The following is a 16,660-nucleotide window of genomic DNA, read 5'->3' as shown; positions in this document are numbered from 1 at the left end:
GCCAGCCTCAATTGCTGGCCAGGATCGAGTCCTTGGCGGCAGCGAAATCCAGCACCTTGCCACCATGATCCCTGGCCCATTTCTCGGCGTTTTCCTTCAGCAGGAAGGCGCTGACTTCGCCGCCGTCGGTACGCACGAACCAGGCCTGATTGCCGAGCAGCTTGATGCCGCTTTCACGGTCCTGGGCATAAAACACCCGGACCGGCTTGCCCTCACCTTCAATGGCCTTGAGCGCCTTGAATGCGCTCTGCGGCGACGCATAGTGTCGGACGAGCGGCTCACCCTGGATCCAAATCTCAGCAACGCGCTTGGGATCGCTGATCGCCTCACCGGTGGCAGCATCCTTGGCGTTCAAAGGCAGCTGGGCATAATTCTTAAGCGCGGCATCATAGTCGACCCCAGACGCCTTGAATGCGGCCTTTATGAATCGGTCATCGACAAAGCTGTTCACGTCGAGCGACTGGTCGGTCTTTTTCAGGACCCTCAAAGTGTCGATCGCGGTGGCGACAGCCTGGCGGTATTCCGGCTTCCAGGTTAAATCACGGGTCTGAAGCCCAAGCGGTCCATGGAACAGGTAGTCGACCTCGGCATCGACGCCCGTCACCTTGGCGATCAGCTCACTGTATTTCTCCGGCTCCCTGGCGATCAACTGATCGGCCTCGATTGCGGCGCGAAGATAGGCAACAACAATCTCGGGATATTTGCCGGCATAGTTGGCATCGACCAGGGCACCGTGGAAAGTGGGCGTCTTTGCCTGCGATCCGTCATAGATCTTGCGGGCGAAGCCGCGCCAGGGGAAGAGTTCGGCAAAGGGGACAAAATCGGCATGCGCCTCGATCTGGTTTGCCTGGAGGGCCGCGCCGGCAACTTCAGGCGCCTGGGTGATGATCTTCACGTCGCGTTCGGCGTCCCACCCCTGTGCCTTGACGGCGCGCAGCAGCATGCCATGCGAGGTCGATGCGAATGGAACGGAGATGGTTTTGCCCTTGAGGTCCGAGAGCGACTGGATGGGCGAAGCGGTCGGCACCACAATGCCGTTGCCGCTACCGTTCACGCTGCCCGACAGCACGGTGATGAACAGGCTCTTTCTTCCGGCCTTGATATGGGCGAGACCGTTGAAGGAGCCAGGGAAATCCGCCATCACGCCGAAATCAAGCTTTCCGGCGATCTGCTCATTGGTGATCGGCGCGCCGCTCGTGAAGTTCTTCCACTGGATATCATAGATGACGTCCTTATACTTGCCGTCGTGCGGCAGGTATTTGTCGAGCAGCTTCAACTCACGGATCAGCAATCCGCCGGTGGCGGTATTGATGGTGGTGTCCTGCGTGCCGATCGCCACGCGGATGGTTTCGGCATCCGCGGCAGACGCGAAGCCGGCCGCCACAAGGGCAAGGACAAGGGCAGCCAAATGTGTGCGAAAATTCATGGTCCTACCTCGTGATTTGATGCCGGCATACGGCGGCTGGATTTGCCGACGCAGTGGCGATTGCCAACCGCCGTCGCGCAAATTTATGTGCCGATCGGCTGAAGGCATAAGCAATTACTTGCACGATTTCGGAGCCGGTCTTGGACCGCGGGCATCCGGCCGGTTTTGGCACGGATTAAAATCGTCGTTCTAAAACAAGTGGTTAGATGCGCCGTTCGAAATAAGGGCACAAGAATCATCTACGTCAGGCGTGAAAGGCGCAACTATATTCCTTTTTTGTCTATAGAATTTATATACTTTTTACGCGTTTTCACGACGTGCAGGGAGCCGGATATGAGCCTCGAAATGCTTTCGACCGATTTCGAAGCTGAGCGTAAGAAACATGAGCCGGTGCTCGAACTGCCCGAGCAGGTCATTCTTCCCGGCGATCGGGCGCTCTTTCTCAGCGAAAGCGTGGAAGGGCTCGACGACGGCGCGCATTTTCTCGATACCCTGACATCAGACGAGTGGGCGAAACTGAGGGCGCATGGCCGACGTCTTGCTTTTGCGACCGGTCAGGCGATCTTCACCCAGGGCGATAGGCACGGTGGCATTTTCATCATCGAAAGCGGCAAGGTTCACGTCTTCTACACGGCACCGTCAGGACGCGAAATCACCCTTGCCTACTGGACGGCGGGGCATTTCATTGGTGGTCCCGAAATGACCGGCGGTGGAATTCATATCTGGTCCGGAGAAGCGTTGAGTGAATGCCGGATGCTGTTCATACCGGCCAATGCGTTGAAGAATCTCGTCGTCGAGCTTCCGAATTTCGCGCTCTGTCTCCTGCAGGGGCTTGCAGCGAAGGGCAGATGCTATTCGGCGATGGCTCAGATGCTCGGCACGCGTTCGGTGATCGAACGTCTGGCGCAGTTCCTGATGAATCTCGGTAACCTTCATGGCGTGCGCGACGGACGGGCAATCGTCATCAATGCCAAGGTGACGCATGACCAGATTGCGGCCATGGTCGGCTCCACACGCCAATGGGTGACGATGATGATGAAGCGCTTCCAAAAGGAAGGGCTGGTAACGGTGACGCCACGTCATATCCGTATCGAACGCCCGCACGCGCTGATGGAAATGGTTTCGAAGCGCGCGGCGGCGTGAGGCCACGCTTCGGCTTCCACTAACCGAGCCGCGTTAGCGCCCAGCGAACGGTCTTGCGTACGTCTGGATCGGCGTCGCCGATATGCGCCATGAGAGCATCCCGCGACGATGGATCAGCGATTTCACCGAGCGCCGCCGCGGACTCCTTGCGCAGCGAAGCCATGTCGCTGGTCAACAGCTCGGAAATCCGCTGTACCGCCGATTGCGCTTTGAGCTTGCCAAGCGCATTCAGGCATTTTTGCCGAACCTGCCAGTATTCGTCGGAAAGCCCGGCGCTCAGTCCGTCGACGGCCGAGGTCTGGCCGATACGGCCAAGCGATTCGGCCGCCGCGACCCGCACCTGCCAGTTCTCATCGTCGAGGGCTGCCGTCACGGCGGCCGCTGCGGCGGGCTGGCTCGTGAAGGACAAGGCGTTGACCGCAACCGACCGAACGGTGGCATCGGCATCGCGCGTCGCGGCGATGAGCGACGGCAAGGTCTCTTCCAGCTTGAGATAGGCGACGACGCCGAGCGCCTGTGCGCGCACATTGGCATCTTCATCCCGCATCGCCGCCAGAGCGGGGCCGAGTGCGCCGCGCGAACGCAACGCTTTCAGCCCGCGAAAACCCGCCGCCCGGACGAAGGCGCGCCCATGACTGACGAGCGGCAGAATGGATTGCGCTGCCGCCGGATCCTTCAGCTCAGCAAGGCTATCGGCTGCCGCCTGGGCCACCGTCAAATCCTGATCCGCCGCCAGACGGGCAAGGCCCGCAGCCGCCTCAACGGTGTCGAACTCCGACAGTGAGATTGCCAGCTGCAAACGCACGGTCGCGTCGAGGTCGGCAACTGCGGTGAGGAGATGCGGCAGCACATCCGCGCTCGCGGTCTCGGCAAGATCGATCACGGCAAGCCGTCGCACGGCCGCGTCTGCATCGTTCAGACGCTCGCCGATTTCCTCGATGTCGCCAAAATCTTCGAAGGGATCGAATGCAGTCATGTCAGCGCAACAGATAGGGGATGTTGACGGTGACGGCGCCGGTCGGACAATCCTGCTCGCACGGCATGCAGTACCAGCACTCGTCGAATTTCATATAGGCTTTGCCAGTGAGATCGCTGATGCGCAGGACATCCAGCGGGCAGACATCGACGCAGACCGTGCAGCCCTTGTCGGCGATGCATTTCGCCTCGTCCACGACGACGGGAACGGTTGTGGGTGAAAGCGCAAGCGGCATGGCTTCCTCGTCAGGCTTGATTGGAAACGCGCAGACGGTCATAGGCCGTCCGCTCCTCGTTCTCGATCGGAACGATGTAGGGTTGGATTGGCCACTTCTCAGAAACCGAGCGGCCGTCGACCTTGCGCAGAAGCGTATGGCAGAACCAGTTGTCGTCATCCTTTTTGGGATAATCGACACGGTTGTGATAGAGCCCCCAGCGGCTCTCCGTCCGGAAGAGCGAGGCGTGGGCCGCCATGTCGGCGCAGTCGAGAATGGACGACACTTCGAGCGAACGCATCAGTTCATGTGCGTCGCGTGCGACAAGGGCGGTTTCGAGATCATCCCTGATCTCCGCGAGTCGCGCCTGGCCGATCCGCATCCTGGCCGTCACCTTGGGCGGCTGCAGATAGTCGTTGACTAGCCGCCTGGTCTTGTATTCCAGCTGGTTGGGTGGGATGCCGTCCTCGCGCCGCGTCGGTGCCAACACCCGCTCGCGCTCCGCCTTGACAAACTCGCTGTCGAAATCCGCAAGGTCGGTTTCGAGCGCGACTTCGGCGGCGTGCTCGCCGGCGACGGCTCCATTGGTGAAGGCGCCGAGCATATAGTTGTGTGGCACGCTCGCCATGTCGCCCGCGGCATAGAGGCCCGGCACCGTGGTCCGGGCGAATTCATCGACGAAAACACCTGACGCGCTGTGACCCGAACAGAAGCCGATTTCGGAAATGTGCATTTCGATCATCTTTTCGCGGTAATCGGTGCCCCGCGCCTGATGGAACCTGCCGCGCGACGGGCGCTCGACCTTGTGCAGGATCTCTTCGATCTCGCCGACCGTGTCGGCATGAAGGTGGTTGAGCTTCAGGAACACCGGCCCCTTGCCGGACTGTAGTTCGTTGTAGAATTCCTGCATCATCTGTCCCGACCAGTAGTCGCTTTCGATGAAGCGATTGCCTTCACTGTTGGCGGTATAGGCTCCGAACGGACCGGCAACGTAAGCGCAAGCCGGGCCGTTATAGTCCTTGATCAGCGGATTGATCTGATAGCATTCGAGATTCGCGAGCGCGGCACCCGCATGATAGGCCATGGCATAGCCATCACCGGAATTGGTCGGATTCTCATAGGTTCCGAAGAGATAGCCGGAATGCGGCAAGCCGAGCCGGCCCGCCGCGCCCAGGCACAGGATCACGGTCTTGGCACGCAGCACGAGGAATTCAGCCGTGCGCGTGTTCACCGCAATGGCGCCCGCGATCCTGCCGTCCTTGGCGGTCAACAGGCGCGTTGCCATGAACCGGTTGGAGACCAATATCCTTTCGCGCTTGATCTGCCGGTAGAGCGCCTTCTTGACGGTATCGCCATTCGGCATCGGCAGCACATAGGTTCCGAGATGGTGGACCTTCTTCAGGTCGAAATCACCGTTGGCGTTCTTCTGGAAGCGGATGCCGAAACGGTCGAGTTCCTGGATGATGTCATAGCAGCGCGAGGCGTATTTGAAGACCGGCGCCTGGTCGACGATGCCGTCATTGGCGATGGTTATTTCCTTGGTGTATTGCTCGGGCGTCGCATATCCTGGGACGACGGCGTTGTTCAGCCCGTCCATGCCCATGCAGATAGCTCCGGAACGCTTCACATTGGCCTTCTCGAGCAGGACGACATTCAGCGCGGGATTTTTCTGCTTCGCCTTGAGCGCCGCCATCGGTCCGGCGGTGCCGCCGCCGATCACCAGCACATCGCAGGTGACTTCCGACAGTCCTTCGACAAAATGATCCATTCTCGTTCCTCACGCCTGAGAATCGGCGATTTCGCGCAAATAGCTCCAGGGATAAATGCCCCGGTCGTGACCGTCGGAGAACACCAGACGTATGGCATATGAACCGATCGCCTCTGCCCTCGTCACGGTGACGGTCTCGAACGAATGTTCGTTACCCTCGATGTCCGCCCGCACCTGCTGTGCCGCCCGGCTGCGTGCTCGGAGCACGGACGCCGGGATAAGCGAGACCGCACCGTCATCCCATGTAACGCAGAGATGGCTGCGCGCGGCGGTGACCTTGAGCTCAAGAGGTATCACGGCGTTCCCTGATGGTTCGCCTCATCTTAGGGACCAGCGGAACCTGGACACGCAATAAATTGCCTGCGGCCAGCATGCGTATTGAAACCGGGATAAATCGGGGCGGAACAAGAGCTGTCCCAATCTCGGACGGAACGCGCCGCACAGTCCTTCGCTGATGTCGTTCACGGCAACAGTGGTGGCAAGCGGCGCCCTCGTCCTCGATGCGCGGATATGCGGCGAGCTCGGCCTGGCTGTTGAACTGCTTCGGATTGACGAAGAGCGTCACGATCACCCGGTCGGAGCCGTTCCATGGCCCAGCGACGTCCGCACGAATGGAAGGCCCATCGTGACGTTAACGCCGCGTCGACATCTGGGTCTTCAGAGGGATATCTCCGTTCCTATCCCTGCAGGCTCGCCCATCGTCAGCGCGACAGGCTTTTCGTGTACATCATCGTAGCGGTGGCCGGAGCTGGCGAACCCGTCAGTAATCTGCGCAGTACCTTCCGCAGGCCCGAGAGTTCCTCAGTCTTCCGGTCGCTGGCCTCCAGCTTGGCCAATGCGATCGACTTCACATCTGCGCGCTCCCGGTACGCGTCGCTATAGAGCGACAAAGGTTGCCTGTATCCCTCAACCGAGACGCCAAGGCCAGGCGCCCGCTGCAACGAACCGCAGGCGATGTCACGTCAACGGCTGAGAGGCTCGTGGTCGCGGTTGAAAGCGCGGTCGCGTTTCAGAAGGTCGATCCGCTATCCCTATATTCATTGATGTCCTTTCGGGTCCCCGGATCGAGCAATCCGGATGACTATTTATGCGGCCGCCAGCGTTGTGTCTGCCATGTGCACGCGCGCTGCCGCCGCCAGCAGGTCAGTCTGGGTGATCAGCCCAAGAATGCGTCGCTCGGTATCGACGATGACCACGGCATGGCTGCGGCCGTCGGTGAGCACCGGCAGCAGGCTCATCGCCGGCGTATCGGGAGAGGCGGTGCCAGCCTTCGACATCACAGCCCTCACCGTGTCAGTCGCCTTCGTCAGCTCGCGCAGGCCAACTACACCGACCAGCCCGCCCTCGGCGTCGGTCACCGGCAGCGTCCGGATGTTGTGATCGAGCAGCAAATGACGCGCCTGGTCGGCAGGCGCATGTTCATCGACCGAAATCACATCGCGCGACATGATGTCCTTGCACAGCAAGGTCCGGTGGGAGCGCACCATAGCCTGCAACTCGACCTGCCGCAGCAGCCGCTCGAGATCGTTGCGGTCGATGTCGAAGGTTTCCTCGAGCGCGCCAAGCGCGGCATCGATATCCTCGGGCCGGAAGCCGACCCGCTGCCGCGCCGGCGGATCGATGGTTCCATGCGTGCTTTTGAGGGCGGCGGCCGCCACATGCGGATAGTTGCGCCGCGACAGTTTGTGGATGCCGTAGCCGAGTGCGACCAGCACGATCGAGTTCAGCGCCACCGGAACGAAGGGAAACAGCAAGCCGGAGCTGAAGACGGCCGGTCCGCCGAACACCGCGGTCAAGGCGGCGGCGCCGCCCGGCGGATGCAGGCAGCGCGCGAACGACATGGCGGCGATGGCCAGCGCCACCGCAATGCCGGTGGCAAGGACGGGTTCATGCACAAAATGCGCCACGATCACCCCGACCAGCGCCGAAATCGTATTGCCGCCGATAATCGACCAAGGTTGCGCCAGCGGGCTTGAAGGCACGGCAAAGAGCAGCACGGCCGATGCTCCCATTGGAGCAACCAGCAGGGCGACATGTGGGCCAGATCCGTTCGCCAGCGCACTGATCACGCCCGTCAATGCGATGCCGATCATGGCCCCGATGCAGGCGAGCAGCCGCTCGCGCAGCGTCGCACCGGCAAGGATCGGAACAAAGAGACGAAAGGCCATGGCATGTCCTTGGGCGAGTGGTCGGAACTCCGCGGTCCGCAATGCAGGCAAAGCCACAGATTTGGAAGTTAAGCCAATTCGGAAAGTCGGCTCACGGGGGAATACTTTTGCGCGAAGCGGCCATTGCCAAATGGGTGCAGACATTTGATCGGCCAGAGGAGGCGTACGGCACGGACGCTGATCCGCTCGATTGAGCGTCTGCGCCTTGCAGCCGATCTTCGCCGCGATCGAGGAAACCGGAGCCCATCGCGATGAATAGTCGCCTTCGTGATCCATAACCATCCGAACCGCGCGGGCCCGGATCTCAGCTGAAAACGGCGCGGGTTCAACCTGTCTATCTCTTGTTCGTTCCCTTGAACGCGGCGCGCGGCTTATGAAGAGCAGTGGCGGCCCGCTCTTGGATGACGCCGCCCTCGAGAGGGGATTGGGATAGAAACCGCTCGAGAGTGGATATACGCAGAGCCGCCGGAATTTGATAATATCCAACAGCATGAGGAGACGGCTGGCGAGCGCTCATCTCTTGGGTTGACGGCAAGCACAACAGGAACGGGTGATCACTGGATCAATGATCTTAACGGTGCGGACCTGGCCTTGAGACGCCTCTTTCTGAATGGCCGACGGGGTAAGGATGGAATACGCCTTTCCTTCAAGGACTATATTGATGATCGTGGAAAGGGAGTCGACTTCGAAACTGATGTCCAAAACACAATCGTGCTGGGCGACGACATCCGCCACCGAACGCCTGACATTGTTGTTGCGCATGGGAACCGCCAGCGGAAACGCGTGCAGGTCGGCGAGCGGTATCGAATCTTCGAAAGGCGGTTGGCCCGGCGTCACCACCAGGCAAAACTCTTCGCGGGCCAGCACCGTCATTTGCCCCACGCTCTCGACAGTCCGGTACAGGACAGCCAGATTGAAACGGCCAGCAGCCATCCACTCCTCCAGTGGTCCTGTCATGCCCTCGATCATCTTAAGCGAAATCCTTGGCAATTCGCTTGTGACAGATTCAAGCAAGGGACCGCTAAGGACGCGAGAGGCTCCGGACGGAATGCCAATGGTCACCTCTCCGGAAGGAGCAGCCACCGAGTTGGTCAGTTCCGCCTCAGTGATCTGAATTTCCTTAAGGATACTACGGCCGCGCTCAAGCAGCTTGCCTCCGGACGCGGTGACACTGACACCGGTCCTGTCGCGAACCAGCAGCTGGGTGCCGAATCCCTCCTCCAGCCGACGCACATGCAGACTTAGAGCGCTTTGAGCAACGTTGAGCAACGCAGCTGCCTTCGTGAAACTGCCGGCTTCAACGACGCCGACAAAGTATCTTAGCTGCCTGATGTCCACGATGAACAAATCCAACCAGGGCATGATCCCCAGTCCTTTTTTATCTATCTCGACACAGTCTTGACGTGTTCCCGTCCGATCTGGCGGTTCGTCCGTCCGGGCCTGCCGGCCAAAGTGCCGCTCGTCGCGTTCAGCGGCCGTCGCCGACACTGACGCTGGACGGCGTGCTTACCCGCGTTTCGGCAGATGCGATGCACGAGGAGCGCTGCGGAACGACATATTTCAGCTCGGCCGTTGCGGTTGAGCGCCGTGGCGATCAATCGACGAAACGGTGAGGGATATTCCTGTGCGCATGCGCCAGACTCGCGCGCGCACGCCCGAAAGAGAATCCCAAATCGGACTCTTCTGTTGGCGGCAACCACTAGCCCTTAAGAACGTTCACCGCGTGCCTCGGGTTGCCTCAATTATCATTGCCACGTCGTTCCGATGATAGAACTCCTGCAGGGAAGTCGGTGCTCTTAAGAAGTCACGCACATCCGCTTCAATGTCTGCAAAGTTGGACGTAGGATCGAGATGAGCCACAGCTATTTCAACGCCCGCATACCCTTTCGCTCGCGTCGTGCGCCAGTTCCGGTCGATGAGCGCTGCCAGGGCGCGCTCCATACCGACCGCGTCGCGCGTCTCGATACGCATTTCAGCCGTGCCCATCTTGGCTTTGAAAAGGAGCTTGTCGCCCCGTCCTGGCAGCGCATGGGGGAGATGGATGATCGAATCGTCATGGCCGCTTTCTCTATCCAGGCCATGCGAAGGGCCGGAAATTCTGCGGTCGCGATTTCATAGACGCTCTGATGGAAGGCCGTGCGGGTGTCGCGCTTCTTTGAATATCCCGCGCGGGCATCGGCGATCGCCTCCCGCATGACATGAATCTTGAATGCATGCCGAGTTTCGTCCTGGCTTACGAGCCAGGCGACGATCCATTCATAGGTCAGATATCCGTTCAGAAAATCCTTCTCCTCGGCAAGCAGCGCGTCCACGTATCGTTGCGGGGCGGCGAGAATGACAAGGAACGTATCCCATAACTCCTTCGCAACGCCTTCGTCGCCGCGCATTCGGTATCGCTCGAACTGCCGCGCCATCCTGATCGCCCGGATTTTATTTTCGACCAGAAGGCCGCAGCGGCTCCCGTCATTTTCAAGCACGAGTTCGACATCGGTTTTGCCAAGCGAACTTTCGTGAACGCTTCGTCTTACCGACTTGTCGAAAACGGCTGCGTCATTCCGAGATGGCCAGCAACCGCCGTGATGAATTGCGGTTCCGTGCCCGCCAATTCGCAAAGGATGAGATCGGTCATGACCTCCTCGACACGATTCAGCGTGCGGCTATCTGCGAAGACAGGCGAACGGGTCTCCATGGATTTCTTCACCTCCCCCAAGGACAGCGCAGCGGACGCATCCGCTCCGGTTATAGATGCAGGCGTTCATTTTTCTATACGGTACAGTAAGTCCTTCACACCGCGCCTGACGCAGTGGCGCCCCCAAAAAGAGTTTGCACGGTGAGGCCGCTAGAACGCCACTTGTGGCCTTACTCCTATTCTACTTCGATGAGAAAGGCTGCGTGGCAGAACCAGTGGAAAGAACTTTCCCGGAGCTACGATGGCCGCGTATCCAAGCGTCGCACTCACCAAAAGAAAGAAATGCACCTCCTGACGTAGCCATTGTCCTGCTGCCTTTTCGCCGTCCCATGCTTCATGGGAGCGAATGTAGGTGTCCTGTGATGCATGTCGTCGTAGGTTGAAATGTAAAGATGCGGTTGTTCTCGCGTCAATGGATTTCCTAGATGGATCGAAATGCACGATCTGCGGCCACTTCGTTAAGACCCATTACGGTATTGGCATCCAGGGAAGCGGCCCGGGGCTGCGAAGCGTCTGAAGGACACCAGTGCTAAGGGGGACCATGATCTACTGGATTCGAATCGTATTCTTCTGGTCTTTGGCGCTCGCGGTCCTTGCGTTCGCCCTATGGTTCGGTATCACCACCGACAATCTCAATCCGCTGGCGCGTTTCGTCGTGGTTGCCATCTTGGTGGGCTTCTCAGCACTGAGCCTGTTGGAGCTCAAGGGTCATAGTGGGCGGGTCCTGGGCCGCGGAGTATCCGACCCATGGGGCGGCCTTTGGCGACGGCGTAGGCGTTGACGGGAGACAGCGCCGGCGTGGCTTACTGCGGGAGGTCGTGGCGGGTTGCTTTGATCGACGCGAACGACTCGGGCGCGTGCGAGCGGATGGCTCATATCGGGATTGTTGGCCGCGAATATGCCCCTTGCGCCAGCATGCATCCGGCCGACGGCTCGGGAAACGGCATCATCGGATGCGGACGAGGCGGCCAAAGCCGGGCCTGCGTCGCCTACGTGCTCGACGAGATCTACAAGCTGCTGCATGCCCATGAACACCGGCTTCAGTAGTTCCAGATATCAGTCGCAGAACAGGTTCCTGACGAAGCGGTAGGCAGCGCCGGCCGCCTCGTTGAAACGCGCGCGACCTCGTTCATCTCGGCGAAGCGCCGCGTTCCACAGCTTGGTGCCGAAGTTGCGGAAGCCGGCGATGCGCCGGATCGAGCTTCACACCGCGCCCCTGCGCCGCCATGACGGTCAAGGTGAAACGCGGCGCATCGGCACGTATTCGTCGATGAGGTCGAGCGGGTCGATGACGTTGCCTTTCGACCTCGACATCTTCTGCCCGTTCTTGTCGCGCACCAGAAACGGAGAGGTGGCGGTGGACGCTTCGGCCGCCACTTATGTACGGCTCGTCCTCGCATCTGAGCTATGGTGATAGAGCGCGATCAAGTGACAAGCCGGGTCCAACTCCCGAAATTCTACCGATCTCCTTAAGGTCGCGATACAAAGGGCACTGGCTGGACTTGGCTGCCGGGCGCCGGACTTGTCGACCGCTCGATCGAAAGTGAGAGACGAGGAGGAGAATCACCGACCTGCAGAGCGGCAAGGCGCTCGCCTACCTCCCTGTCAGTCACCGTTAGCCTGTGGTTTAGGCGAAGATAGTCCGTCCATGTCGGCGTGCGGAACGTCTCGGTCCAAAGCATGGGCTTCTGAAGGTCGCGCTGGAGGGTCCAGTCCCGCGCACCGGCACGGCTCTGAACGCGCCGCCTTTCGCGCATGCAGCTCAGAAATTCCGCGATATTCTCCTCGGGTATCGAGTACTCCACCTTGATCACGATCGGGCCGCTCCTGGGCTTCAAATCGAGGGCCAGTTCTGGTGGCCTGAAGTCGAAGGCCCCTTGATCCGATTCCTCCCATAGCCGTACCGGCAATAGCTTTCCCACAGCTGCAACCAGCAACAGCGCCGCTGCAGCACCCTCCAAAGCCCACGTCAGGGAATAGTTCTGCGCGACAGCACCCCAGATCCAGCTGCCGGCTGCCATGCCGCCGTAGGTCAAGGCGTAATAGATGGACAGGGTGCGACCAACGACCCACCTTGGGCTTGCCAACTGCACACACACGTCGGTTTCGGTCCAGGTGACAACCCAGCCAGCGCCACCGATTGCAAGCGCGATCGCTGCTACAGCCACCGATGATGTGAGAGCCAGTAAAAGGCAACACGTTGCGCAAGCAACGGATGCGAGCGTGATCAATCGATTCTGGGACGTGATGCGTCGCAAGTAGCTATTGCCAATGCCCGCGATGAAGGCGCCCGTGCCGAAGCCGGCCAACAGGACGCCGTAAACAATTGGTCCACCCGCCAGTTGGTCGCGAACCAGGAGGGGGAGCAGAGCAAGGATCGAGATGCTTGACAGCCCGAACAGGGTTGCACGCACAATCGCCACTCTGATCTCCGAGGAGATTGCCGTGAAGCGCATGCCATCATGAATGGCCGTCGTCATCCGCTCGCGCGGAAGAGGCGAAGAGCGAACTCGCCACTTGGACCGCAGCACAGCGCTCAACGGGACCAGGTCGCTCAGCGCCGCCAAGCCGAAAGCCGTAAGCGGGCCCAGCATAGCCAAAATTACACCGCCCAGCGCCGGTCCTATGCTCCGAACCACGTTGTACCCCACCGACATCAGCGTCACCGCGGCGGGTATGTCACGCTTTTCCAGGATGTCGCCGACCGAGGCGTGCCAGGCTGGATCGTTCAAGGCAAAGCCGCATCCGGCCAAGAAACTCAGCCCCAGGATCAGCCATGGGCTAACAAAGCCCAGTCCAACAGAGAGAGCCAGCGCCGTGGATGCCAGCGCGATCAGGCAATGTCCGGCAAGCATCACGCCGCGGCGGCTGAAGCTGTCTGCAATCGCTCCAGCAAGAATCGACAAGAAGAAGGCGGGCAGTGTCGATGCAGCCTGTACGAGCGCAACCATCAGATCGGAGGCTGAAATCGTTGCCATGAGCCAGCTTATAGCCACGCTTTGCACCAGCCAGCCAAGGCTGGATATCTGCGTGGCTGTCCAGATCGAACGAAAGACCGGGTTCTGAAGAGGGATCAGTGTGCTTGCCGCAAAGCGCGGAGGATCTTGACGCCGCATCACTTCTCACCTCCACCACGCAGTTCTTTCGCTCACGCACCTGCTGACAGCGGTGCGCTTGCGCACAGCTGCGTCAGAACGAAGTTCCGATATCGCGCTCGCAACAAAGCCGATGTCGCATCCACGGTGCTGATGCGCGATGAGTGTGCCAGTTGGGCGTCAGCTGGTCTGGGTCGCGCAGCCCGACGGGGTGCGGTCTGCCCTGCGACTCTTGGCCTTGGACGGTGCTACCGCGCCGATGGCTGCGTTGTCAAACTGCCGCGGTGCTTCCGGGCGTCCATAAATCAGTCACTGCAACGATGACAGGGCGGCATCCAGTTGGCCGCCGCCGGCCATCAGGTGACGGTGCTCGACATCGATCCGCAACTGTCCGCTCTGGAGTGGAGCAAAAACACTCGCCGCGCCGGGTACGCTCTTTCAAACATCGACGTCATCCGCATCAGGTCGACCGAAGTACTGATCGATCGCCTGGCGCAATCCGACGCCGAGGACCTGCTGCTGGTCGATGTCCAGGGCGGCCGTGGCGCCGGCCGTCGCCAACGCCGACTTCGTGCTGATCCCGACGAGGCACGTCTTCGAAGTCACGCAATGCCGGTCTCGCAGATGATCGAGCTGCAGGTCCATTGCGCGCGCAACAGAACACCCATGCAGGAGGTGGTGCAGGGCCCGATAACGGAATTCCTTGCTCGGCAGCCGAAGTAGCCAGACGCGCCAATCAGCGTCGATTTTTCGTTACGACCGACCGCCATGACTCGGGCCCAACGAGGATTGGCTACATCTCTCCGGCGAAGCCATCAAAGACGCTGCTGAACGACTGACGTTCGGTTCCATCCATCATGAGAGTGAATCGATCCGCGTCCGCTGATTCAAACCATTCATTGGACGCGCGGGTCCGGCTGCGCGATCTGTCCGCCATGATCGCACAGCTCTATCGCCTCTGTATCGAACGCCGCGATGCGGATCGGAACATGGCGCGCTTCTATGCGCTGTCGATCGAGGAGACCCTGTTCGGCCAGACCTGCCTGGTCCGCCGTTGGGGCCGGATCGGAACCACCGGCCGCACGGTACAGCACTCCTTCGATACCGAGGGCGAAGCCGTCAAGCTTTTCCTTGAGCTGCTGCGCGCCAAGCGGATGCGCGGCTATCAGCCGCGATCCGCTACCCGACGCGCAGAAGCGATCCCGTCTGGTTGACGGGGCAGCCGCTGGGGCGACGGGAGCCAGGCTGTCCTCGGTCTGGTTGGAGCTGTCGCGCTTGGGTCAAGCGGGGAATTCGACGGCGCCGACAATGATTTTGGAGCTGTAGCGCAAGATGCCCGCGTTGTCCGTTCCCTTGGTTGATGGGTGCCATTCGGTGTCCCTGCTCGGTCTAGCCGCTTTCGCCTTGACCACCTTGCCGTCGACCCGGCGCGGGCGCGATGTCGCCAGTCGGAAGTCAGTGATCTTGACGCTGCCGCATGCTCGCACTTTCGGGGCGTTGCCGAAGCACTCCGCGTTCCCGCGGCCCGCGCCAGCGCAGTAAAAAACAGGGCAACACCGGCCCCTGTGGCTTAACGCTTTGCTTTGCGCCAACCGGCGGCCACCGCCTCTTCCGCGCTGCAGAACCACCGCTCTCCCTTGCTGGTCGTTATGACCGTGCGATCGTAATACTCTTGGCCAGGCATGTGATAGATGTGCTCACCGCGGGCGTTGATGTTGCCCTTGATGTTGCAAGCACTGGGCGACGCAGCGAGCAGAGGAGCGATCGTCGATGGCTGTTCCTTGTCAGCGCGATGCTCGGCACGCCAATCCCAAGGCGCTTCAAACGTTCCTGCCCAGATGCCAACCCTTGCCGCCTTGGCCTTCTCCTGCAGCACGGCGTAGGCACCTTGGCTATATTGCGGCCAATCAAGAGCTTGGCCGTTCTCGACCATCCAGGCGGCGACGCTGGCACCATCGGCCCGCCTACAATTGCCGACATAGCGGTCGTACCGATCCCATGACACAAACGTGCACTGGGTCGGTCGCGAGGCGGCGAGAAAGGCATCAAGAGCGGCGGCAGACTTGGCGCCACATTGATAGTGGAAGCCATTGGCGTCGTCGCACTGCTGTGCTGACTCCGGTGCATCGACACCATTGAAGCGAATGCGCTGGCCATGGATCTCGATCGTGTCGCCGTCGATCACAGATGCGACCCCAGCAATTGCTACCGGTCTCGGCTTGATTACGTTCTGCAGATTGATTTCCGGCAGCGATCCGCTGTTATGCATGACAAACTGCGTCACCAGAGCGCAAGCCGCAGCCACGGTCACGAAGACCAGCCGCATCGGCACGCTGGCCCAGCGGCGTCCTGCGCCAGTACGCTTGCGCAACGAGCTTGACCGATCATCATAGCGGGATTTATCCAAGCCCCTTCTCCCCGGCGCAAGAATGCGCCCAAAATACACGGAAAGTCCAGAATCCTATCGGAACCGCTCAACGGCTCGCCTGTTGTGAAATCGAAGGGCTCAGTCGAGCAGCACCAGTCGAGCGGGTCTTCCACAACCATCGCAAGCGACCGGAACATGGATTCGACCACCACCAAGGCGACCAGTCCGAATTCTGCAAAGACTGTGCCCCTGGCCGCCGCGCCGCGCTACAACATCGCCCGGTCACAGAACCTGCGCCGCCGCACCGTCATTCGTTAGATCGACGCCGCGTAACTTGAGATCGTTCCGTAAGGGAGCAAACACTGGGGTCGCTGACAATTCGAAATTGGCATCCCACTCTGCAAACAACGCGGGAACTTGATCGACACGAAAGTATCGTTCCGCAGCGGTCTTGCTGGTTGCCTTGTCACGTCGCGCCAACCCCTCGGCTACGGGCCGTGGAACGAGGTAGATTGCGCGAGCCTTGAACCCCTCGGATGGCAGCAGAACAATGGCCAGCCAATCGAATTGGTCATAGTCGTTGTAGCCGACATAGGCAGCACCGCGCTTAAATGTCCGCGACTTTACCGAAACGCGTTGCGCTGGCCGGTCGAATGGCTGCGCGATCACATCGTAACCGGGCCAGTTGTCGGGAACTTTCAACGCGGGGATGCCCGCGAGCGTGAGTTCCGCGGCAACGATCATCTCGCAAGCATCGCCCATCTGCTTGGTCGTATATCGCTTTCGTGCAGTGGTCTCCATGCTGGTCGATCT

16 protein-coding genes and 3 pseudogenes are annotated in these 16,660 nt (G+C 60.3%); 5 read left to right on the top strand and 14 right to left on the bottom strand.

Annotated features, from left to right (window positions below):
* Positions 1-7 precede the first annotated feature (7 nt).
* Positions 8-1,426: an ABC transporter substrate-binding protein gene (locus tag NKJ01_RS02220; protein WP_352725661.1), complete on the bottom strand. Its 1,419-nt coding sequence runs from the start codon at positions 1,424-1,426 to the stop codon at positions 8-10.
* Positions 1,427-1,816: 390 nt separating this feature from the next.
* On the opposite strand from NKJ01_RS02220, the gene NKJ01_RS02215 reads away from it, so the two are divergent.
* A complete protein-coding gene (locus NKJ01_RS02215) occupies positions 1,817-2,569 on the top strand; it encodes a Crp/Fnr family transcriptional regulator (RefSeq protein WP_352726027.1) in 753 nt (250 codons plus the stop codon).
* A gap of 19 nt (positions 2,570-2,588) precedes the next feature.
* Here NKJ01_RS02215 and NKJ01_RS02210 read toward each other — a convergent pair whose 3' ends face one another.
* The 9 genes and pseudogenes from NKJ01_RS02210 to NKJ01_RS02170 form a co-directional block, all read right to left on the bottom strand.
* Entirely contained in the window at positions 2,589-3,545 is a 957-nt protein-coding gene (locus NKJ01_RS02210) for a HEAT repeat domain-containing protein (RefSeq protein WP_352725659.1), read from the bottom strand.
* 1 nt (position 3,546) lies between these two features.
* Complete coding sequence (locus NKJ01_RS02205) at positions 3,547-3,780, bottom strand: 4Fe-4S dicluster domain-containing protein (protein WP_352725657.1); 234 nt, start codon at positions 3,778-3,780, stop codon at positions 3,547-3,549.
* A gap of 10 nt (positions 3,781-3,790) precedes the next feature.
* Complete coding sequence (locus NKJ01_RS02200) at positions 3,791-5,527, bottom strand: fumarate reductase/succinate dehydrogenase flavoprotein subunit (RefSeq protein ID WP_352725655.1); 1,737 nt, start codon at positions 5,525-5,527, stop codon at positions 3,791-3,793.
* A gap of 9 nt (positions 5,528-5,536) precedes the next feature.
* Positions 5,537-5,824 carry a gamma-butyrobetaine hydroxylase-like domain-containing protein gene (locus NKJ01_RS02195; RefSeq protein WP_352725653.1) on the bottom strand — a complete coding sequence of 96 codons (288 nt, stop codon included), beginning with the start codon at positions 5,822-5,824 and terminating at the stop codon, positions 5,537-5,539.
* Between the two features lie 126 nt (positions 5,825-5,950).
* Positions 5,951-6,107 (bottom strand): annotated as a pseudogene (locus tag NKJ01_RS02190) (pantoate--beta-alanine ligase); the annotation flags it as partial.
* Positions 6,095-6,151: a hypothetical protein gene (locus NKJ01_RS02185; RefSeq protein ID WP_352726026.1), complete on the bottom strand. Its 57-nt coding sequence runs from the start codon at positions 6,149-6,151 to the stop codon at positions 6,095-6,097. The pseudogene NKJ01_RS02190 and the gene NKJ01_RS02185, both read right to left, overlap by 13 nt.
* A 461-nt stretch (positions 6,152-6,612) precedes the next feature.
* Complete coding sequence (locus NKJ01_RS02180) at positions 6,613-7,695, bottom strand: HPP family protein (protein WP_352726024.1); 1,083 nt, start codon at positions 7,693-7,695, stop codon at positions 6,613-6,615.
* A gap of 491 nt (positions 7,696-8,186) precedes the next feature.
* Positions 8,187-9,033, bottom strand: a pseudogene (locus NKJ01_RS02175) (LysR family transcriptional regulator); the annotation flags it as partial.
* A 524-nt stretch (positions 9,034-9,557) separates the two neighbouring features.
* Positions 9,558-10,172: a hypothetical protein gene (locus NKJ01_RS02170; protein ID WP_352725651.1), complete on the bottom strand. Its 615-nt coding sequence runs from the start codon at positions 10,170-10,172 to the stop codon at positions 9,558-9,560.
* A 753-nt stretch (positions 10,173-10,925) separates the two neighbouring features.
* On the opposite strand from NKJ01_RS02170, the gene NKJ01_RS02165 reads away from it, so the two are divergent.
* Together NKJ01_RS02165 and NKJ01_RS02160 are read left to right on the top strand one after the other, a co-directional pair.
* Positions 10,926-11,165 carry a hypothetical protein gene (locus NKJ01_RS02165; RefSeq protein ID WP_352725649.1) on the top strand — a complete coding sequence of 80 codons (240 nt, stop codon included), beginning with the start codon at positions 10,926-10,928 and terminating at the stop codon, positions 11,163-11,165.
* Between the two features lie 50 nt (positions 11,166-11,215).
* Positions 11,216-11,431 (top strand): hypothetical protein, encoded by a 216-nt coding sequence (locus NKJ01_RS02160; RefSeq protein ID WP_352725647.1) that lies wholly within the window; start codon positions 11,216-11,218, stop codon positions 11,429-11,431.
* A 12-nt stretch (positions 11,432-11,443) separates the two neighbouring features.
* Here the strand turns inward: NKJ01_RS02160 and NKJ01_RS02155 are convergent.
* Together NKJ01_RS02155 and NKJ01_RS02150 are read right to left on the bottom strand one after the other, a co-directional pair.
* A pseudogene (locus tag NKJ01_RS02155) lies at positions 11,444-11,725 on the bottom strand (class I tRNA ligase family protein); the annotation flags it as partial.
* 128 nt (positions 11,726-11,853) lie between these two features.
* Positions 11,854-13,500: an MFS transporter gene (locus tag NKJ01_RS02150; RefSeq protein WP_352725646.1), complete on the bottom strand. Its 1,647-nt coding sequence runs from the start codon at positions 13,498-13,500 to the stop codon at positions 11,854-11,856.
* A gap of 318 nt (positions 13,501-13,818) precedes the next feature.
* Here NKJ01_RS02150 and NKJ01_RS02145 point away from each other — a divergent pair, with 318 nt between their 5' ends.
* Together NKJ01_RS02145 and NKJ01_RS02140 are read left to right on the top strand one after the other, a co-directional pair.
* Positions 13,819-14,202, top strand: a complete 384-nt coding sequence (locus tag NKJ01_RS02145) for a hypothetical protein (protein ID WP_352725644.1) — start codon at positions 13,819-13,821, stop codon at positions 14,200-14,202.
* 212 nt (positions 14,203-14,414) lie between these two features.
* Positions 14,415-14,693 (top strand): WGR domain-containing protein, encoded by a 279-nt coding sequence (locus NKJ01_RS02140; RefSeq protein ID WP_352725642.1) that lies wholly within the window; start codon positions 14,415-14,417, stop codon positions 14,691-14,693.
* 356 nt (positions 14,694-15,049) lie between these two features.
* Here NKJ01_RS02140 and NKJ01_RS02135 read toward each other — a convergent pair whose 3' ends face one another.
* Complete coding sequence (locus NKJ01_RS02135; RefSeq protein ID WP_352725641.1) at positions 15,050-15,886, bottom strand: thermonuclease family protein; 837 nt, start codon at positions 15,884-15,886, stop codon at positions 15,050-15,052.
* A 243-nt stretch (positions 15,887-16,129) separates the two neighbouring features.
* A complete protein-coding gene (locus tag NKJ01_RS02130) occupies positions 16,130-16,591 on the bottom strand; it encodes a hypothetical protein (RefSeq protein ID WP_352725639.1) in 462 nt (153 codons plus the stop codon).
* Between the last annotated feature and the right edge of the window lie 69 nt (positions 16,592-16,660).

The organism is Mesorhizobium sp. M0276, from assembly GCF_040321755.1.
GTDB lineage: Bacteria > Pseudomonadota > Alphaproteobacteria > Rhizobiales > Rhizobiaceae > Mesorhizobium.
The sequence above is the reverse complement of the archived record's forward strand: the minus strand, read 5'-3'. Positions and strand labels throughout refer to the sequence as shown.